We start from the raw sequence: 17597 nt of genomic DNA, 5'->3' as shown, positions 1-17597 counted from the left end.
TAGGCTGGCCCGGTGTCGAGGACCACCGAGCGGATGCGTCGCGAACGCGCGCGTCGCACACGTCGCAACCGAGCGATCGCGGCCGCTGTCGCGACCCTCGTCGTCGCGGCGGTCGTGGCCACCGGCACGCTCTTCGCCACCGGGGTGTGGGGCTTCGGAGGCGGGGCGCTGGATGCCGCGCCGGTCTCGTCGACGCGAGTCGGCGCATCCGCGACCCCCAGCGACACCGCGACGCCGTCTGCTAGCGTTCCCGACATCCCTGCACCCGCCTTCACCCCCGAGCCCACCCCGCCGCCTGCGGCTTTCGACAAGGCGGCGCTCTCGATCGACGACCCGACGAGCCCATGGGTCGTGGTGAACAAGCTGCGTCCGCTGCAGAACGGCGCCGACTACGTGCCGCCGGATCTCGTGGACCTGCCGGCCGACATGCCGAACCCCAACGGCTACCAGATGCGGGCGGATGCCGCGGCGAGTCTCGAGGAGATGTTCCACGCCGCGCTGAACGAGATCGGCGTGCAGCTCGTGGCGCAGAGCGGCTACCGCTCCTACAGCGTGCAGGTGAGCGCCTACGACTACTACGTGAACCAGCTCGGAACCGCCGGCGCCGATCTCACCAGCGCCCGTCCCGGCTACAGCGAGCACCAGACCGGCATGGCGATGGACATCCTCGACACGGTCTCCGGATGCTCCACCGACGGCCGCTGCTTCGCCGACACCACCGCGGGCCAGTGGCTCGCCGCGAACGCCTACCGCTTCGGCTGGGTGCTGCGCTATCCGGATGGCAGCACCCCCGTCACCGGCTACGAGTTCGAGCCGTGGCACTATCGCTGGGTCGGTGTGCCGCTGGCCACCGAGATGCACACCACCGGGGTCTCGACCCTCGAGGAGTTCTTCGGCCTGCCGGCCGCGCCCGACTACGCGCCCTGAACACACGCGTCACATCCCCCTCATACGGGGCACAAATGTTCGTGTGGTGCCATGGCCGGGATGACTTTCCCGAAGAAGCTCCTGTCCTTGCCCGCTGCCCTTGCTGTCACCCTGCTTGCTGCGACCCTCGCCGGTTGCACCGGCGCCGGGTCGAGCGGTGCGGCGGATGCCGCTGTCTCGCTCTCCCGGGATTCCGCGGAGGCGGGTGAGCGGGTCTCGGTCGCGGCACTTGAACCCGCCACAGGTTCGCTCGGCGGGGGAACCGAGGTCGCCGTCTCCGGCGCCGGGTTCACGGATGTCGTCTCCGTCGCGTTCGGCGACTCTCCCGCCACCTCGTTCGCGGTCGTCGACGACACCGGTCTCACGGCCGTGTCGCCCGCATCCGTCGACTACGCCGTCACCGCGGTGCCGGTGATCGTCACGCTCGACGACGGCTCGCAGGTCACCTCCGATGTCGCGTTCGGATACGAGATCCAGACCCCGGTCGACAGCCAGATGAACTATGCCTTCACGTACTGGAAGGACTACAACATGGCCGAGTGGGGCCAGTTCCCCGACAACGACTGCGGCAACTTCGTGAACCAGTCGATGCTCGCCCGCGGCTGGACGCAGAGCGACGACTGGTTCAGCGAGTACACCACCACGGGCGACTACAGCCTCAGCTGGATCCGCGGCAACGAGATGGATGCCTACTACGCCTCCCGCCCCGACACCACGCGCCTCGAACTCACCCAGCGCGACCAGGTGAAGGTGGGCGACGTGGTGATGTTCGACTGGGATCCGCAGAACGACAACGGCGTCGACCACACCATGATGGTGTCGCAGGTGGTGCCGAACCTCGACGGGTCGGTGGCCATCAAGCTCGTGGGTCACACGGTCGACGCGCAGTACCGCGACCTCGACACCGCCATCACGGTCGAGAACCCGGGCGGCACCGCCCACTTCTGGTCGATCGCCTAGCCCTGGGCCTTCCAGAAGGCGAGGATGCTCGCGGCCAGGGCCTCAGGCTGCTCCAGGGGCACGAGGGTGCGGGCGCCCTCGATCGTCAGCACCTCGGCACCCGGCGTCAGCGCGGCCGACCGTTCGGCGTCGGCGGGGCTCCAGTCGCCGCGGTCGTCGGAGGCCACGAACAGGCTGGGCACCCGGATGCGCACGAGCTGCTCCGTCACATCCGTGCGGTCGAGGATGAACGAGCGCAGCGCAAGGCTCATGCTCGCCTTGCCCGGCCGCTGCAGGCTCTCGAGCACGGTGCTCCGCATGCCCGGGGTCGCGGCCGACGCATCCGTCAGCATCGCGCCCAGCACGGCGTCGCGCACCGGGCCGATCGGCCCGGCCAGGCGCAGTAGCGGTTTCAGCAGCTGGATCTGCCGGCGCAGCGCCGGGGAGATCGCCTCGACCGGCGAACTGATGGCCACGAGACTGCGGATGAGTCCTGAGTCGTCGGTGGCGAGCCCGAAGCCGACGTGGCCGCCGAAGGCATTGCCGACCCAGTCGGCGCGGAGGTCGGTATCGGTGCCTGTGCGGGAGGAAGCGGTTCCCGCAGCACCGAGGTGCGCGAGCAGTTCTCGCGCGGCATCCGTCGCCTCGGCGATGCTGCTGCGCCGCCGTAACGGGTCGCTCAGTCCGAGGCCGGGCGGGTCGACGAGCACGAACCGGCGCGGCACGGTGCTGCTGGCCGCGAGCAGGGGCAGAATCCTGTTCCAGGTGTGGCTGTCGACGAACATCGAGGGCCAGAGAACGGTGAGCCGGCCGGTGCCGGTGATGCGCAGGTGCAGTCGCCCGAGGCGGGTTTCGACCCGTACGGCGTGTTCGATCAGGGTGTCCATGATTTTGATGTTAGCTTAACTCACATGAAATCACGAGAGCCCCGAGAATACCGGATGTCCGCTCGCGCCGATTCGGCCGAGCACACGCGGGAGCGCATCGTCGACGCGATGCTCGCGCGCTTCGCCGCGACGCCGTACGAGCACATCCGGCTCGACGACATCGCGGCTGACGCGGGGGTCACCGTGCAGACGGTCATCCGCCGCTTCGGGGGCAAGCCCGGTCTCATGACGACGGTGGTCGAGCGCGAGCTCGGGCGCATCGCCGCCGCGCGCGAGGCCGCGGCGGGCGATTCGCCCACGCCGGCCGAGACGGTTGCGGCCCTCGTGGAGCACTACGAGCGCTACGGCGACCTCATCCTGAAGACCTACTCCGAGGCGCCGCTCGTGCCGGGCCTATCCGAACTCGCGGCCCAGGGCCGGGAGTACCACGTCGACTGGTGCCGCCGCGCTTTCGACGCGGCGCTCGACCCCGCCCTCGACGGCGTCACCCGCCGGCGCCGCGTGGCGCAGATCGTGGCGATCTGCGACGCCACGACCTGGCGCATCCTCCGTGCCGACGGCTCGCTCACCCCCACCGAGACCGAGAGCGCCCTGCTCGAGCTGCTGCTCCCGCTCCTCGCGCACCTCTGAGCGGCCGCCGTCGTTTCGGGCGAATCTGAGCGCACCCGAGGCCGCAGAGAGGGATGATGCTGCTCACGTTCGCCCGAAACGACGTGCCCCGGGCGATCGGCTCGGATTTCGGGAGGAGCTGCGTGCAACGAAGGCCGTATACGGGCGTCGTGTTGCGCTCCTCCTCCCGAAACGGGCGGCGGGCGCGATTGCGGGCCGGGTGCGGCCGCGCGAGGATGGCAGCGCGAGGAAGGCGGGACCGATGTCCGAGGTGCGGGGCGATGACATCGCCGAGGTCGCCCGACGGGTGTTCGGGTGGGCCGAGCTCCGGGCCGGGCAGGAGGAGGCCGTCGCAGCGGTGGTCGGAGGCGCCGACGTGCTCGCCGTGATGGCCACGGGCTACGGCAAGTCGGCCATCTACCAGCTCGCCGGCCACCTGCTCGACGGACCGACCGTGGTGGTGTCGCCCCTCATCTCCCTGCAGGTCGACCAGGTGCGCCACATCGCCGAGTCCACGGGAAGGACGGATGCGGTCGCCGTGAACTCGGGCCAGTCGAAGAGCCGCAACGACGCGGCCTGGACGGCGGTGGCGAACGGCGAGGCCGAGTTCCTCTTCCTCGCTCCCGAACAACTGGCGCGCGACGAGGTGATCGACGAACTCACGACGCTCGGCGTCGGCCTCGTGGTGGTCGACGAGGCGCACTGCGTCTCGGCCTGGGGCCACGACTTCCGCCCCGACTATCTGAGGCTCGGCGGCACGATCGAGCGGCTGGGCGGTCCGCGCATCCTGGCGCTCACCGCGACCGGGTCGGCTCCGGTGCGCGAGGAGATCGTGCGCCGGCTGGGCATGCGCGATCCGCGGATCTTCGTGCGCGGCTTCGACCGCCCGAACGTGCACCTCGCGGTGGTGCGCCACGAGAGTGCACATGAGAAGGATCGGGCGGTGCTCGCCCAGGTGTCGGCCGCCGCGAAGCCGGGCCTGGTCTACGTCGCCACTCGCGGCGAGACCGGACGGATGGCGGGCGAGCTGAAGGCGGCCGGCCTCCGAGCCGCCGCCTATCACGGCGGGCTCGGCTCGCGCGAGCACCGTGAGGTGCACGGACTGTTCCAGAGCGACCGGCTCGATGCGGTCGTGGCGACCTCCGCCTTCGGCATGGGCATCGACAAGCCCGACGTGCGCTTCGTGGTGCACGCCGACATCACCGACTCGATCGACTCCTACTACCAGGAGGTGGGCCGTGCCGGCCGCGACGGCGAACCCGCGACCGCGACTCTGCACTACCGGCAGGAGGACCTCGGGCTCCGCCGCTTCTTCGCAGGCGGAGCTCCAGACGGAGGGCACGTGGATGCGGTGGTGCGCTCGCTGGCGAGTCGCGACGGCGCGGGTGGCGCGGTGGACGACGGGGGCGCGGGTGGCGCGGCAGACGGCGCGGGCGCGGGTGGCGCGGCGGACGACGGGCGCGCGGGCACAGCGGTCGACCGCAGCGCCGACGGCGTCGAACGCATGCCCCACGGCCTGCCCGAACTCGCGCGGGCCACGGGCCTGTCCGACCACACGGTCGGCACCGTCGTGAACCTCCTCATCGAAGCCGGCTTGGCGGCCGAGCGGGCCGAGGGCATCGCCCTCCTCCGGGAGGTCACGCCGGAGCAGACGCGCAGTGCCGTCGCCGAGGCGGCCGACCACCGCCTGCAGATCGAGGAGTCGCGCCTCGCGATGGTGCGCGCCTACGCCGAGACGCTCGGCTGCCGCCGCCAGTTCCTCTTGGCCTACTTCGGCGACGAGCTGGCCGAGCCGTGCGGCAATTGCGACACCTGTGAGAGCGGCACCGCCTACCTGCGGCACCCGGGCGCCTCGGCGCTCGCCGAGTCCGCCGCCGCGGCATCCGGATTCCACGAGGGTCAGCGCGTGCGCCACGCCGCCTGGGGCGACGGCGAGGTCGTGCGCGTCGAGCCCGACCGCCTCACGGTCTTCTTCGAGACCAAGGGCTACCGCGTGCTCTCCCTCGACGCGGTCACCGAGGGCGGCCTGCTCGCCTGAGCTCAGGCTTCGTGGGTCGCCGAGGTGCGGAACTCCGTGTACATGTAGGGGTTGTCGAGCACCTTGGTCTCCGGGATCTCGGGGTTCATGCCGGACTGCCAGACCTCCTCGCCCATCGTCGCGCGGAGGTAGTCGACCGTGTTCTCCACGGCGGCCCGGGTGCGCGCCAGGTCGTGGCCCACGAGCGACCCGTCGTACTTCGCGATGCGGCCGTCGACCATCACAGTGTGCACGTCGGCGCGGCCCACCTGGAGGGCGACGTGACCGTAGGGGTTCGTGATCGGGAACATCGAGGGCGAACCGTCGTTCTTCAGCAGCACCACATCGGCCTTTTTGCCCACCTCGAGGCTGCCGGTGACGGCATCCAGACCCAGTGCCCGTGCCCCTCCGCGCGTGGCCCAGTCGACAACGTGCTCGGCGCGCAGGTGTGAGTGGGTCACCGTGTCGCCCTTCTCGTGCGCCTTGAGGTGCTCCCAGGAGCGGTCGGCGCCGAGGGTCGAGCGCATCGCCGTGAACAGGTCGCTCGAGAACCACACGCTGGTGTCGACCGAGAGCGACATCGGGATGCCGTGCTCCCGCAGCGCCCACGACGGCGGGTAGCCCTGTCCGCAGCTCTGCTCGCTCTCGGTGGAGAGCGACACCGATCCGCCGGTCGCCGCGATGCGGTTGTAGGAGTCGTCGCTGAGAGTCGCCGCATGCACGTAGATCGTCTCGGGCGTCATGAACCCGTTCTCGTGCATCAACCGGATGCCGTCGTCGTTCGTGGCTCCCCACACGCCGGCGTGCGTCGTGACGGCGAGACCGAGTTCGCGCGCCGCCTCGAAAGCGCCGCGCTCGGGGAACGCGGGGTCGCCCGTCACGTCGAACGCGAGCTGGAAGCGCAGCATGTCGTCGCCCCGGTTGTTCGCCTTCACGAACGCCTGGAAGTCGGGATTCGCGGCCCACTCCCACGGCGCCCCGAAGATGTTGCCCGGCGCGAACACGAAGCGCCCGGCCGAGTCGCGCAGCGATTGCAGAGCGGCCTCGGCGTGCTCGATGGTGCGCAGCCCGTGCGACCAGTCGACCGTGGTGGTGACGCCGGCGTCGATGGCGTCGAGGGCCGAGAGCGCGTTGCCCGCGTAGATGTCTTCGGGCCGGAAGTGCTGGCCGTACTCGAGGTAATACCAGACGAAGTACTGCGTGAGCGTCCAGTCGGCGCCGTAGCCGCGCATCGCGGTCTGCCACATGTGCCGATGCGTGTCGATCATGCCGGGCATCAGGATGCCGCCGGCCGCGTCGATCTCGAAGGTGCCCTCCGGCACGGCGAGGGCGGTGCCGACGGCGGCGATCTCGTTGCCGATCACGAGCACGTCGCCGTGCGGGATGACGTCGTGCCGATCGTTCACGGTGAGCACGAGGGCGTCGCGGAAGACGACGGGCCGGCCGTCGGTGGGAAGGGCGTCAGCGGTGGACATGGGCGGCTCCTTTGCCGAAAGGGGATTGAGGGTGAGGGGGTCAGAGCGCGACGGTCGGGTAGTCGTTGCCGAGCCAGTGCGAGAGCTTCGTGGCGTACTCGCGCTGGAACGACAGCGGGCCCTGCGATGCCGCGTAGTCCTCGTCGTAGATGGCGATGAAGATGGTGAGGCAGAGGAAGAAATGCGCGCCCATCTCGAACAACGCCACGTAGTCGTGCTCGACGAGGGCCCGCCGCTCCTCCGGCTCGAACGAGAGCCAGGTGGTGCGCTCGACCGGGTCGCCGTTGCCGAGCTGCCGCCCGAGGCTCGCCTCCCAGTGCTCGACGAGGGCCCCCGGATCGTCTTTGTAGGCGGCCAGCAGCTCCGGGTCGCGATCGATCTGGAAGAGGAATTTGTTCACGAAGTACTTGCTCATCGCGCGCCGTCCTTCCGCGGGTCGCCGTTCGGATACCACGTGAAGTACGCCTCCATCGTGTGGAAGAGGTCGAGGTTGTCGACGTAGGCGGCCTTCTCGGGCCCGGCGATCCCCATCATCAGGATGAGGTCCATGAACCCGTGTGTCGCGTTGCCCGCTCCCGACATCGACTCGTGCGTCACGTTCGCCAGGATCGCGTCGATGTCGCCGTTCGCGAGCCACTCGATCGCGTTGCGGTCGAACACCGGATCGGGCCCGGTCTCGCCGAACTGCCGAGGTCCGCCGAGTTCGAGCGAGAGGTGTCCACTGCCCACGGCGGCGATCTTCTTGTCCGACGGATACTCGTCGATGATCGAGCGGATGGCCCGCCCCAGATCCCAGAACCGCTTCGGCGACGGCAGCGGCGGCGCGAAGATGTTGGTGTAGATCGGCACGATCGGCAGGTCGGCATCCGGCCTGGTGGTGATGATCGGGCAGATGATCGAGTGGTCGATCTTCAGCTCGTGGCTCACCGAGAAGTCGAAGCCGCGATCGAGCAGCCCCTGCAGCATGAAGCCCGAGAGCTCCTCGTGCCCGTCGAGCACGTACTTCGGGATCGAGAACTCCCGCTCCTCGTTGTAGAACGTGGCGTCGTACGTCGGCTGCTTGCCGATGAGGAACGTCGGGTAGTTGTCGTGGAAGAACTGGTGAAAGTGATCGGCTCCCACCATCACCAAGATGTCGGGCTGAGCGGCCGTGAGCGTCTCGCGATAGGCCTCGACCTTGCGCTTCCACTCCGCCGCCTGCGGGATGCGTTCTTCAGGCGGGGTCAGCTCGGTGGCCTTGAGAAAGAAGGGGTGGTGCGTCGTGGCGAGCACCGCGCTCAGTTCTGCCATGGTCTCTCCTTCGAGTGCTTCGGTGACGGATGCCGCGGGTCAGGGTTCGTAGACCGCGTTGCGGTCGACCTCGGCGTAGACGGTGGGGCCGATCGGGTTCTCGCGTTCCTCGGCGAGGTGCCCGATGAGACCGGCGGTGCGGGCGAGCAGCGCGAAGCCGCGCAGCAGATCGACGGGGAGGCCCGCATCCGCGAGCGCAGCGCCGGCGACGCCCGCGCCGTTCAGCGGAAGCGTGCGGCCGAGGATCTCCGGATGCACGCGCCCGATCGCCTCGAACAGCTCCAGGTGCGCGCCCTTCACACCCGCCTCCTCGGCGATGCCGATGATCACCGGGGTGCGCGGGTCGCCGTTCTTGTGCACCGGATGCCCGAGCCCCGGGATCTTGCCGCCCGACGCCCGGGTCTCGGTGATGGCGGCGCGGGCCGCGTCGTCCCACTCGGCCGGAGTCCAGGCATCCGTGTCGCCGAGGCCGAGCACGACGTCGTGCAGGAACTGGCCCGTGTCTTCGGTGACGCCGAGGAACCGCGACCCGCCGCCGAGCAGGCCCGCCGCGATGGCACCCTGCAGCGAGTCGGGTGCGCTGTAGTAGGTGAGCCGCGCAGCGATGGCGGTGGGGGTGAAGCCGTGGTCGGCGAGCGAGACCAGCACGGCCTCGAACACCCGCAGCTGCCCCGGGGTCGGCCGGCGCTTCGTCGCGAGCCAGTAGGCGAGCTCGCCGAAACTGATCTGCCCGAGCAGTTCGCTCGCGAGGTCGTGGCCGAGCAGCGAGATCGAGTCTGTGGTGCTGGTGCCGATGCCGGTGGGGTACTCAGCCACGGGTGGCTCCTTCCGGCACGGCCGCACGGCCGAGCCATTCGCGGATGCGCTCGTCGTGCTCGCCGAGCGTCGGCGGCGGCGAGTCGTAACGCGGCGGGGTGCGGGAGAACCGGATCGGGTTGCGGATCATCGGCACCGCCCGCTCGCCCTCGCCCACGGTCACCACGGGCTCGAGGCCGAGCCGTTCGGCGAGGGCGACTCCGCCGTCGATGGTGTTGATGGGCCCGCAGGCGATGCCGGCGGCGGTGAGGATGTCGAACCACTCCTGGATGGTGCGGGCCGCCAGCGCGTTGACGAGCAGCGGCCGCAACTCTTCGCGGTTGCGGTTGCGCTCCTCGGTGCGCGCGAAACGGGGGTCGTCGGCCAGCTCGGGCCGGCCGAGCGCCTGGGCGAGTTTCACGAACTGGGCGTCGGTCGCGGCCACCACGATGATCTCGCCGTCGCTGGCCGGCAGTGGCTCGTAGGGGAACAGGCTCGGATGCGCGTTGCCCATCCGGAACGGCACGATGCCCCCGGCGACGTAGGTGGAGCTGTGGTTGGCCATCGCCGCCAGGGCGGTGGAGAGCAGGTTCACCTCGACGTGCTGACCCTCGCCGGTGTTCGTGCGGTGGTTGAGGGCGGACAGGATGCCGATGGTCGCCTGCATCCCGGTCATGATGTCGAACACGGAGACCCCGCTGCGATAGGCCGGCCCGTCGGGGGAGCCGGTGAGGCTCATCAGCCCTGACGCCGCCTGCACGATCAGGTCGTAACCGGGCAGCGCGGCTCCGCCGGCGGTGCCGAATCCGCTGATCGAGGCGTAGATCACGGCGGGATTGACGGATGCGACGGAGTCGTAGTCGAGGCCGAACTTCACGAGCCCCCCGGGTTTGAAGTTCTCGATCACGATGTCGGCGCGCCGGGCCAGCTCGAGGGCAAGCATCCGGTCGCCCTCGTCGCGGAAATCGAGCACGACGTCGTACTTGTTGCGATTGATGCCGAGGTAGTAGGTCGAGACGCCGTCGCGCTCGGGTGGCGCCCAGGCGCGGGTCTCGTCGCCCACGGGGCTCTCGACCTTCACCACGGTGGCGCCGAGGTCGGCCAGCTGCTGGGTGGCGAAGGGGCCGGCCAGCACCCGGGAGAAGTCGGCGACGAGCAGGCCCTCGAGGGGGCCGCCGGTGGTGGCGTCGGCGGCGTCGGGCAAGCTCACGACAGGCTCCTCGTTGAAATCGGTCAAGTGTCCGCTGTGCGGATACCTGATTGAATCCCAGGCCTCCTCGATTTGTCAAGAGTTGCTCCTCAGCCTGGGATCCCGCTTCGAAATAGGGTAAGAAAGGGGGAGTCCGAAAATGGACGCTTGACCGCTGGAGGATCATGCGCGAGGCAACCGGCCCCGAATTCATCGAAGCGATCGCGCGCGGGCTCGATGTCATCCGTGCCTTCGGCGAGGCCGGTCAGAGCCAGAGCCTCAGCGATCTCGCCGCGGCCACCGGGCTCGCCCGCCCGACCGTGCGCCGCATCCTGCTCACCCTCGACGAACTCGGGTACGTGCGTTCCGAGAACGGCTCGTTCGCCCTCACGGCGCGGGTGCTCGACCTCGGCATGGCATACGTGTCGTCGAGCAGCATCTGGGAGATCGCCCGCCCGCACCTCGCCGCCTTGAGCGAAGCGGTGCAGGAATCGTGCTCACTGGCCCAGCTCGACGGGTCGGATGTCGTGTACGTGGCCCGTGTGGCCGTGCCGAAGCTCGTGACGCTCTCGGTCACCATCGGCACCCGATTCCCCGCCGCGGCCACCTCGCTCGGCAAGGTGCTGCTCGCGTCGCTCGATCCGGCCGAGCTCTCCCGCGTGCTGGCCATCCCTTCGCGGTCGTCGGTCGTTCCCGCGTGGCAGCCCTCGGCCGAGGAACTCGAGGCGTCGTTGCGGGAGGTGCGGGCGGCGGGCTGGGCGCTCACCGATCAGCAGCTGGCGCCCGCCATCCGTTCGGTCGCGGCTCCGGTGCGCGACGGATCGGGCCGTGTGGTCGCCGCCGTCAACGTGAACGCGCACGCCCTCGAGACGAGTGTGGAGACCCTCGTGGGGTCGCATCTTCCCCGGCTGCTGACCGCGGCGAGCGCCATCAGCGCCGACTGGGCGCGCTGGGAGAGCCGCCCGCTCGCGGAGGTGAGCTGATGACCCGGTTGCTGATCGTGATCGCGAGCACCCGGCCCGGTCGCGTCGGCGGCGCGGTGGGCTCGTGGGTGGTCTCCCGGGCCCGGTCGCACGACGACGGCGCGTTCGAGGTGGATGTGGCCGACCTCGCCGAGCTGAAGCTGCCCTTTCTCGACGAGCCGGCGCATCCGCGACTCCGCGACTATCTCAACGCGCACACGCGCCGCTGGAGCGCGCAGGTCGACGCGGCCGACGCCTTCGTGTTCGTGATGCCGGAGTACAACCACAGCTTCTCGGCGCCGGTGAAGAACGCGCTCGACTACCTCGTGCACGAGTGGGACGAGAAGCCGATCGGGCTGGTGAGCTACGGCGGCCTCTCGGGCGGCACCCGCGCCGTGGTGGCGCTGCAGCCGGTGCTCGCCAACCTGGGCCTCCGCGGCGTGCACTCGAACGTGGAGATCGCCTGGGTGGCCGAACACGTCGCCGACGGCGTCTTCACCCCCACCGACCGTCACGAGCGCGCCCTCACCGCCCAGCTCGAGGAACTGGCGGCACGGAAGGTCTAACGCGGGTCGAGGTCGCGCGTCGTGGCGATCGTGATCGCATCGTCGCGGTTCGTGACGCCGAGCTTGCGGTAGATGCTGCGCAGCTGCGACTTCACCGTGTTGGGGGAGACCGAGAGGGCGGCTGCGATGTCGGCCACCGATCCGTGGCGCACCAACTCGCGCAGCACCACGTGCTCGCGCTCGCTGAGGGCGGGGATCGGCAACTGGTCGGGAACGACCGAGCGCAGGCCTGGGCGGGTGACGATGGGCACCAGCTCCTCGCGGCCGAGTCGCGCGGCGAACTCCTGGATCGCCAGGAGATCGGCGGGCGGGATCAGCGTCAGCGGAAAAGCGATGTCGTGGTCGGTGAGGAAGGCGAGCGTCGCTGCACCGACGTCCTGCACCTCGGCGTCGCGGCCCTCCCCCAGCAACGCGGCCAGCCGGATCACGTCGGTCTCGGCCGTCTGACGGATCGACAGCGTCCGCTGCCGGGCCAGGAGTGTCAGCCGGAGCGCACCGATCCGATCGCCTCGGCCGAGCGTGACGCGTGCCTGACCGACGATCGTGCCCCCTGACTGCTTCCCCGCTCCAGCCAAGGTGCGGGTCGCCGCGTCGGAGTCGCCGCCGGCCAGCTGCAGCAGGGCGCGCGTCGTGCCCAGGCGCTGCAGTGTCTGCGGGCTGGTCGCCGATCGCTTGCGGTGGGTGCGGATGCTCTCGTCGATCCGGGTGAGTGCGACATCCGGCTGGCCGCGCAGCAGGGAGATCATCGCGTCGACGTGATCGATCAGGGGCCAGTGCTCGATGGTCTCCCGATGGGGATCGAGGCCCCGGATGCGTTGCTCCGCGGTGTCGGTGTCGCCGTGTTCGAGCGCGATCAGCGCTTCGGCCAACCGGAACAGACTCCCCGCGTAGCCGTCCTTCCAGCGTGGCGGCCAGACCCGGGCGTCGGCTTCACGACACAGTGCCTGTGCGGCGCGGATGTCGCCGTGCAACGCGAGGGTACCGGCCAGGAGCGCCAGGCAGGTGAGCGCCGAGGGCCGTTGCAGCGCGTCGCCGACGGCGATTCCGGCGCGGAAACAGGTGATCGCCTCGTCGGGGCGCCCGGTGTAGAGGAACGTGGTGCCGACGTGCGCCCACAGCGCGGGTTCGAGACGGTCGAGGTCGTCGTGGTCGGCGGGCGAGAGGTGCTGGAGGATGTCGAAGGCGTCGAGCGCTGCTTCATCGGCGCCGCTGAAGCGGCCGATGACCCGCAACGACGCACTCTCCATGGTGCGCAGCAGCGCCCGTTCCGGGGCGCTCGCGCCACCCCGTTGCGCCCGGGTGGAGATGATCGCCAGGCCGAAGAGCTGAACGGCTCGGGCACGGTGCAGGCCCGAGGCGTTGAAGTACACGGCGAGCAGCATGGTGATCAGGGGGTATCGACGCAGTGCCAGCAACGAGGTGCCCGCAAACAATTCGCGTGTCTGCGCGCCATGGCTGGCGAGCAGCTGCAGCCAACCGTGCCGCACGGCGTCGCTCGCGAGGCTCAGGTCGTTGATTCCCACCGCGATCGACAGGGCCGAGAACGGCCGCTCGTGCTCGATCGACCAGCGGGCGACGCGCCTCAGCAACCCATCGACCTCGCCCGGGAACGTGCGACGCAGATCGCGTTGCAGGAGTTCGCGCACGAGGGTCGTGTAGGTGAAGACGCGAGACGAGTCGTATCCGGTCCACATGCCGAAGCCATCGGCTTCGACGAGGTCGAGCAGTTCGGCGCCCCGAGGATCGCCGGAGAGGTCGGAGGCGAGCTCGGCGGTGAGCACGTCGGCCACCGACGTCGTGAGCAGAAAGCGGCGCAGCTGCGCGCTGTGCTCGTCGAGCGCGCGGGCGCGCAGCGAGTAGTACGACTCGATAGCGGCCAGGGCGGGCCCCACGTTCGCGCTCTCGGCCGTGACCGGCTCGCCGCTGACCGCCATCGCGCGCACCGCGATGGCGAGCCCGCCGGTGAGTTCCGCCAGCAGCGCCGGGTCATGCGCCGAATCGGTCCTGGCCACCAGGGTCGCGGTCTCCTCGGCCGTGAAGGCGAGCGCGGTGGGCGGCACCGATGTGGTGTCGACGGCCAGCGCGGCTCCCGGCTCGGTGAGCGGGCTGGAGCGCCGAACCGCTGCCGCCACCCGCACCGCCGGGGTGCGGCGCACGAAGTCCAGCAGCTCGGTCAGCGTCTCGTCGTCGAGCTGATCGGCGTCGTCGATCACGATCCGGAGGTCGCCCACCTGATTCACGATGTCGGTGAGCAGTTCCCAGGCCGCGCCGCGCACGTCGAGCGCCGCCTCCATCGACGACACCACGGCTGCGGGCAACCCCACCGCCGACAAGGCCCGCACGATCGCACGCACGAGCGCCGACGCCGTTGTTCGGGGGCGATCGATCGTGACCCACGCGCCGCGCACGTCCGCGCTCTGCGCCCATTGCGCGAGCAGCACGGTCTTGCCCGAGCCCGCAGGCCCACGCACGACATGCAATGCCGCGTCGGTGTCCAGCATCGCGAGAAGGCGGGGTCGCACCACCGCAGCGGCCGGGATGCGCGGCGCGCCGGCGATGCGGTGGGCGCTGCTCATCCCGCCTCGTCCGTCTCGTTGCGTCGGCTCGGTCGGAGCCGCGAAACGCCGGCTCGTGCGAGGGCCCGCTCCGCCAGCACGGCCACGGCGCCGAGTGCGAGGTAGGCCAGCACTCGTCCGGCGAGAGTGAGCGCGACGACCGCGCCGCTCAGCACCCGCGGGTCGATCACCGCCAGCGAGATCGCGAAGATCGCGACACCACCCGCTGCCGCGCCGCCGAACCAGACCAGCCGGCTACCGGTTCGCCAGAAACGGCCGAGGCCGAGCACGATCTCCACGGTCGCGGCCGGGATGCACAGTGCCGGTATCACGAGGAGCCCGAGCGCCGTGAACGGTGTGGCGAGCACCGAGGCGACGAATGCCGTCACCAGGATGACGCCCGGCCGACGAAGCCAGCGGCCGGCGATCAGCGGGCCCAGGATGTGGAACGAACCGACCAGGGAGTAGAGCACCGGTGATGCGAGTGCCGTGGCGAACAGCACGGGGGCCAGCGCGACCATCAGGATCGCCGACGCGGCCGCGATCGCGGCGCACTGCAGCAGCGCGGCGGTCGACAGACCGGCCGCGCGCCGTCCTCCTCGCCCCGCCCCCATGGTGTGACGCTACCAAATCGCCCGGCCGGGCGACTGGTGGAGGGCCGGACTCAGACCCCCAGGGCCGCGTCGACGATCGACTTGGCCTCGGCCTGAACGCGGCGCAGGTGCTCCTCGTCGACGAAGCTCTCGGCGTAGATCTTGTACACGTCTTCGGTGCCGGAGGGCCGCGCGGCGAACCAGGCGCGCTCCGTCACGACCTTCACGCCGCCCACCGCCGCGCCGTTGCCGGGCGCGTGCGAGAGCTTCGCGACGATCGGGTCCCCGGCCAGCTCGGTCGCCGTGATCGCCTCGCCGTCGAGCTTCGCGAGCTCGGCCTTCTGGGCTTTCGAAGCCGGGGCGTCGACGCGTTCGTACACGGGCGCGCCGTACTCCTCGGTGAGCTCCGCGTAGTGCTGCGACGGCGTCTTGCCCGTCACCGCGAGGATCTCCGACGCCAGCAGTGCGAGCAGGATGCCGTCTTTGTCGGTGGTCCAGACCGTGCCGTCGAAGCGCAGGAACGAGGCACCTGCCGACTCCTCACCCCCGAACGCGACCGAGCCGTCGATGAGGCCCGGCACGAACCACTTGAAGCCCACCGGCACCTCCCACAGGGTGCGGCCGAGCGACGACGCGACGCGGTCGATCATCGACGACGACACCAGGGTCTTGCCGATCGCGGCATCCGGCGACCAGCCCTCGCGACGGGAATAGAGGTACTGGATGGCCACGGCGAGGTAGTGGTTGGGATTCATGATGCCGGCGTCGGGGGTGACCACCCCGTGGCGGTCGGCATCCGCGTCGTTGCCGGTGGCGATGTCGTAGTCGTGGCGGCGCTTCACGAGCGAGGCCATGGCGTAGGGGCTCGAGCAGTCCATGCGGATCTTGCCGTCCCAGTCCAACGTCATGAACGCCCACTGCGGGTCGACGGTCTCGTTCACGACCTCGAGGTTGAGGCCGTAGCGGTCGCGGATGAGGTCCCAGTACTCCACGCTCGCCCCGCCGAGCGGGTCGGCGCCGATGTGGATCTTCGACTTCGCGATCGCGTCCATGTCGATCACGTTCTCGAGATCGGCGACGTAGTGCTCGCGGAAGTCGTAGGTTCCGGATGGCGCGCCGGCGCCCCGGGCGACGCGCTTCACATCGACGAGCCCGCCCGCGATCAGCTCGTTGGCGCGGTTCGCGATCCAGCCGGTCGCATCCGAGTCGGCCGGTCCGCCGTGCGGCGGGTTGTACTTGAAGCCGCCGTCGGCGGGCGGGTTGTGCGAGGGGGTCACCACGATGCCGTCGGCCTGGTCGTCGTGACCGGCCTTGTTGTAGGCCAGGATCGCGTGCGAGACGGCGGGCGTCGGCGTCCAGCTGTCGCGCAAATCCGTCCACACCGTCACGCCGTTCGCGGCGAGCACCTCGAGCGCCGTGTCTTCGGCGGGCTTCGAGAGCCCGTGCGTGTCGCGCCCGATGAAGAGGGGGCCGGTGATGCCCTGACCGGCCCGGTACTCCACGATCGCCTGGGTGATGGCGGCGATGTGGTCCTCGTTGAAGGCCGTGTTGAAGCTCGAGCCGCGGTGGCCGCTCGTGCCGAAGATCACCTTCTGCTCGGGGTCGTTCACATCGGGGTGCAGTTCGTAATAGGCCCGCACCAGGGCGTCGACGTCGATCAGGTCTTCGGGGAGGGCAACTGTGCCTGCACGCTCATGCATGCCCCCAAGTCTGGCACCGCGCGGGCGCTCGCGGGTGAACGGGATCGCTAGCCTAGGAGACATGTCGGAGACGTACAGCTACCTCGGCCCATCGGGAACGTTCACCGAGGCGGCGCTCGCCCAGGTGCCGGAGGCGCAGGGCAAGGAGTGGCACTCGGTCAACAACGTCGGCGAGGCGCTCGACGACGTGGTGTCGGGCCGCAGCGTCGCGGCGATGATCGCCATCGAGAACTCGATCGAGGGCGGGGTGTCGGCCACGCAGGATGCGCTCGCCAACATCCCTGGGCTCCGCATCGTGGGCGAATACCTCGTGAAGGTGCAGTTCGTGCTGGTGGCGCGGCCGGGCACGACGCTCGACGACGTGCGGGTCGTGAACGCGCATCCGGTGGCCTACGCGCAGACCCGCAAGTGGCTGGATGTGAACCTGCCCGCCCACGGGCACATCCCGTCGACCTCGAACGTGGCCGCCGCGCTGTCGCTGTTCGAGAACGACCTGGCGGATGCCGCGGTGGCGCCCCCGCAGATCGTGCAGCACCACGCGCTCGAGGTGCTCGCCGAGAACATCTCCGACAACGCGAACGCCGTCACCCGATTCGTGCTGGTGTCGCGCAACACGGTTCTGCCGCCCGCGACCGGCGCCGACAAGACGAGCATCATCGCCGAGCTGCCCGACGACCGCTCGGGTGCGCTGCTCGAACTGCTCGAGCAGTTCTCGACCCGCGGCGTGAACCTCTCGCTGCTGCAGTCGCGGCCCATCGGCGACGCCCTCGGCCGCTACCGCTTCGTGATCGACGCCGACGGGCACATCACCGACGAGCGCGTGGCGGATGCCCTGCTCGGCGTGCGCCGGTTCAGCCCGAACATCATCTTCCTCGGCTCGTACCCCCGCGCCGACCGCGCGCCGGTGGAGTACGTGCCGCGCTACGACAACGGTGTGTTCGTGGAGGCGCGCGACTGGCTCCGCGCCCTCGTCTCAGGCGAGCCCGAGTCCTGACCTCCCCCACCCACCTCCTCGCGACCCGCCAAATTTCGCCCCTTTCCGGCCCATTTCGGGGCGGATTTTGGCGGGTCGCGAGGAGGAGGGTGGGGGTGG

At 70.1% G+C, this 17597-nt stretch carries 16 protein-coding genes; 7 read left to right on the top strand and 9 right to left on the bottom strand.

Annotation, left to right across the window (positions count from 1 at the left end):
* Positions 1-12 precede the first annotated feature (12 nt).
* Together BLW00_RS04820 and BLW00_RS04815 are read left to right on the top strand one after the other, a co-directional pair.
* Positions 13-927 (top strand): M15 family metallopeptidase, encoded by a 915-nt coding sequence (locus BLW00_RS04820; RefSeq protein ID WP_139256628.1) that lies wholly within the window; start codon positions 13-15, stop codon positions 925-927.
* Positions 928-978: 51 nt separating this feature from the next.
* Entirely contained in the window at positions 979-1887 is a 909-nt protein-coding gene (locus BLW00_RS04815; RefSeq protein ID WP_092549924.1) for an amidase domain-containing protein, read from the top strand.
* Here the strand turns inward: BLW00_RS04815 and BLW00_RS04810 are convergent.
* Positions 1884-2753, bottom strand: coding sequence for an alpha/beta fold hydrolase (locus tag BLW00_RS04810; RefSeq protein WP_092549920.1), 870 nt, complete (start codon positions 2751-2753; stop codon positions 1884-1886). The two genes, BLW00_RS04815 and BLW00_RS04810, sit on opposite strands and share 4 nt — an antisense overlap.
* 54 nt (positions 2754-2807) lie before the next feature.
* On the opposite strand from BLW00_RS04810, the gene BLW00_RS04805 reads away from it, so the two are divergent.
* A complete protein-coding gene (locus tag BLW00_RS04805) occupies positions 2808-3383 on the top strand; it encodes a TetR/AcrR family transcriptional regulator (protein ID WP_092549917.1) in 576 nt (191 codons plus the stop codon).
* A 241-nt stretch (positions 3384-3624) separates the two neighbouring features.
* Positions 3625-5400 carry a RecQ family ATP-dependent DNA helicase gene (locus BLW00_RS04800; protein WP_092549914.1) on the top strand — a complete coding sequence of 592 codons (1776 nt, stop codon included), beginning with the start codon at positions 3625-3627 and terminating at the stop codon, positions 5398-5400.
* Between the two features lie 2 nt (positions 5401-5402).
* On the opposite strand, the gene BLW00_RS04795 is transcribed toward BLW00_RS04800, so the two are convergent.
* The 5 genes from BLW00_RS04795 to BLW00_RS04775 are packed head-to-tail and all read right to left on the bottom strand — an operon-like array spanning position 5403 to position 10149.
* Positions 5403-6854, bottom strand: a complete 1452-nt coding sequence (locus BLW00_RS04795; protein WP_092549911.1) for an amidohydrolase family protein — start codon at positions 6852-6854, stop codon at positions 5403-5405.
* Positions 6855-6894: 40 nt separating this feature from the next.
* Positions 6895-7269, bottom strand: coding sequence for a hypothetical protein (locus BLW00_RS04790; protein WP_092549908.1), 375 nt, complete (start codon positions 7267-7269; stop codon positions 6895-6897).
* Positions 7266-8144: a DODA-type extradiol aromatic ring-opening family dioxygenase gene (locus BLW00_RS04785; RefSeq protein WP_092549905.1), complete on the bottom strand. Its 879-nt coding sequence runs from the start codon at positions 8142-8144 to the stop codon at positions 7266-7268. Before BLW00_RS04785 ends, BLW00_RS04790 begins: the two co-directional genes overlap by 4 nt.
* Positions 8145-8183: 39 nt before the next feature.
* On the bottom strand, positions 8184-8960 hold the full coding sequence (locus BLW00_RS04780) for a citryl-CoA lyase (protein WP_092549902.1): 777 nt from the start codon (positions 8958-8960) through the stop codon (positions 8184-8186).
* Positions 8953-10149 (bottom strand): CaiB/BaiF CoA transferase family protein, encoded by a 1197-nt coding sequence (locus BLW00_RS04775; RefSeq protein WP_245741266.1) that lies wholly within the window; start codon positions 10147-10149, stop codon positions 8953-8955. The genes BLW00_RS04780 and BLW00_RS04775 overlap by 8 nt, the downstream gene beginning before the upstream one ends.
* Positions 10150-10313: 164 nt before the next feature.
* Here BLW00_RS04775 and BLW00_RS04770 point away from each other — a divergent pair, with 164 nt between their 5' ends.
* Positions 10314-11111: an IclR family transcriptional regulator domain-containing protein gene (locus tag BLW00_RS04770; protein WP_217634293.1), complete on the top strand. Its 798-nt coding sequence runs from the start codon at positions 10314-10316 to the stop codon at positions 11109-11111.
* Entirely contained in the window at positions 11111-11656 is a 546-nt protein-coding gene (locus BLW00_RS04765; protein ID WP_092549896.1) for an NADPH-dependent FMN reductase, read from the top strand. Before BLW00_RS04770 ends, BLW00_RS04765 begins: the two co-directional genes overlap by 1 nt.
* Here the strand turns inward: BLW00_RS04765 and BLW00_RS04760 are convergent.
* Genes BLW00_RS04760 through pgm form a run of 3 tightly spaced genes read right to left on the bottom strand, consistent with a single transcriptional unit; the run spans position 11653 to position 16504 of the window.
* The gene (locus BLW00_RS04760; protein WP_092549893.1) at positions 11653-14232 is read right to left on the bottom strand and encodes a LuxR C-terminal-related transcriptional regulator; all 2580 of its coding nucleotides are present in this window, start codon (positions 14230-14232) and stop codon (positions 11653-11655) included. The genes BLW00_RS04765 and BLW00_RS04760 overlap by 4 nt on opposite strands.
* Positions 14229-14825: a hypothetical protein gene (locus BLW00_RS04755; protein WP_092549890.1), complete on the bottom strand. Its 597-nt coding sequence runs from the start codon at positions 14823-14825 to the stop codon at positions 14229-14231. Before BLW00_RS04755 ends, BLW00_RS04760 begins: the two co-directional genes overlap by 4 nt.
* 50 nt (positions 14826-14875) lie before the next feature.
* A complete protein-coding gene (pgm, locus tag BLW00_RS04750) occupies positions 14876-16504 on the bottom strand; it encodes a phosphoglucomutase (alpha-D-glucose-1,6-bisphosphate-dependent) (protein WP_092549887.1) in 1629 nt (542 codons plus the stop codon).
* A 61-nt stretch (positions 16505-16565) separates the two neighbouring features.
* Between pgm and pheA the strand changes: the two genes are divergently transcribed.
* Positions 16566-17498, top strand: coding sequence for a prephenate dehydratase (gene pheA, locus BLW00_RS04745; protein ID WP_175494139.1), 933 nt, complete (start codon positions 16566-16568; stop codon positions 17496-17498).
* Positions 17499-17597: the final 99 nt, after the last annotated feature.

This window comes from Herbiconiux ginsengi (genome assembly GCF_900107435.1).
GTDB lineage: Bacteria > Actinomycetota > Actinomycetes > Actinomycetales > Microbacteriaceae > Herbiconiux > Herbiconiux ginsengi.
This window is presented reverse-complemented; position numbering and strand designations above follow the sequence as displayed.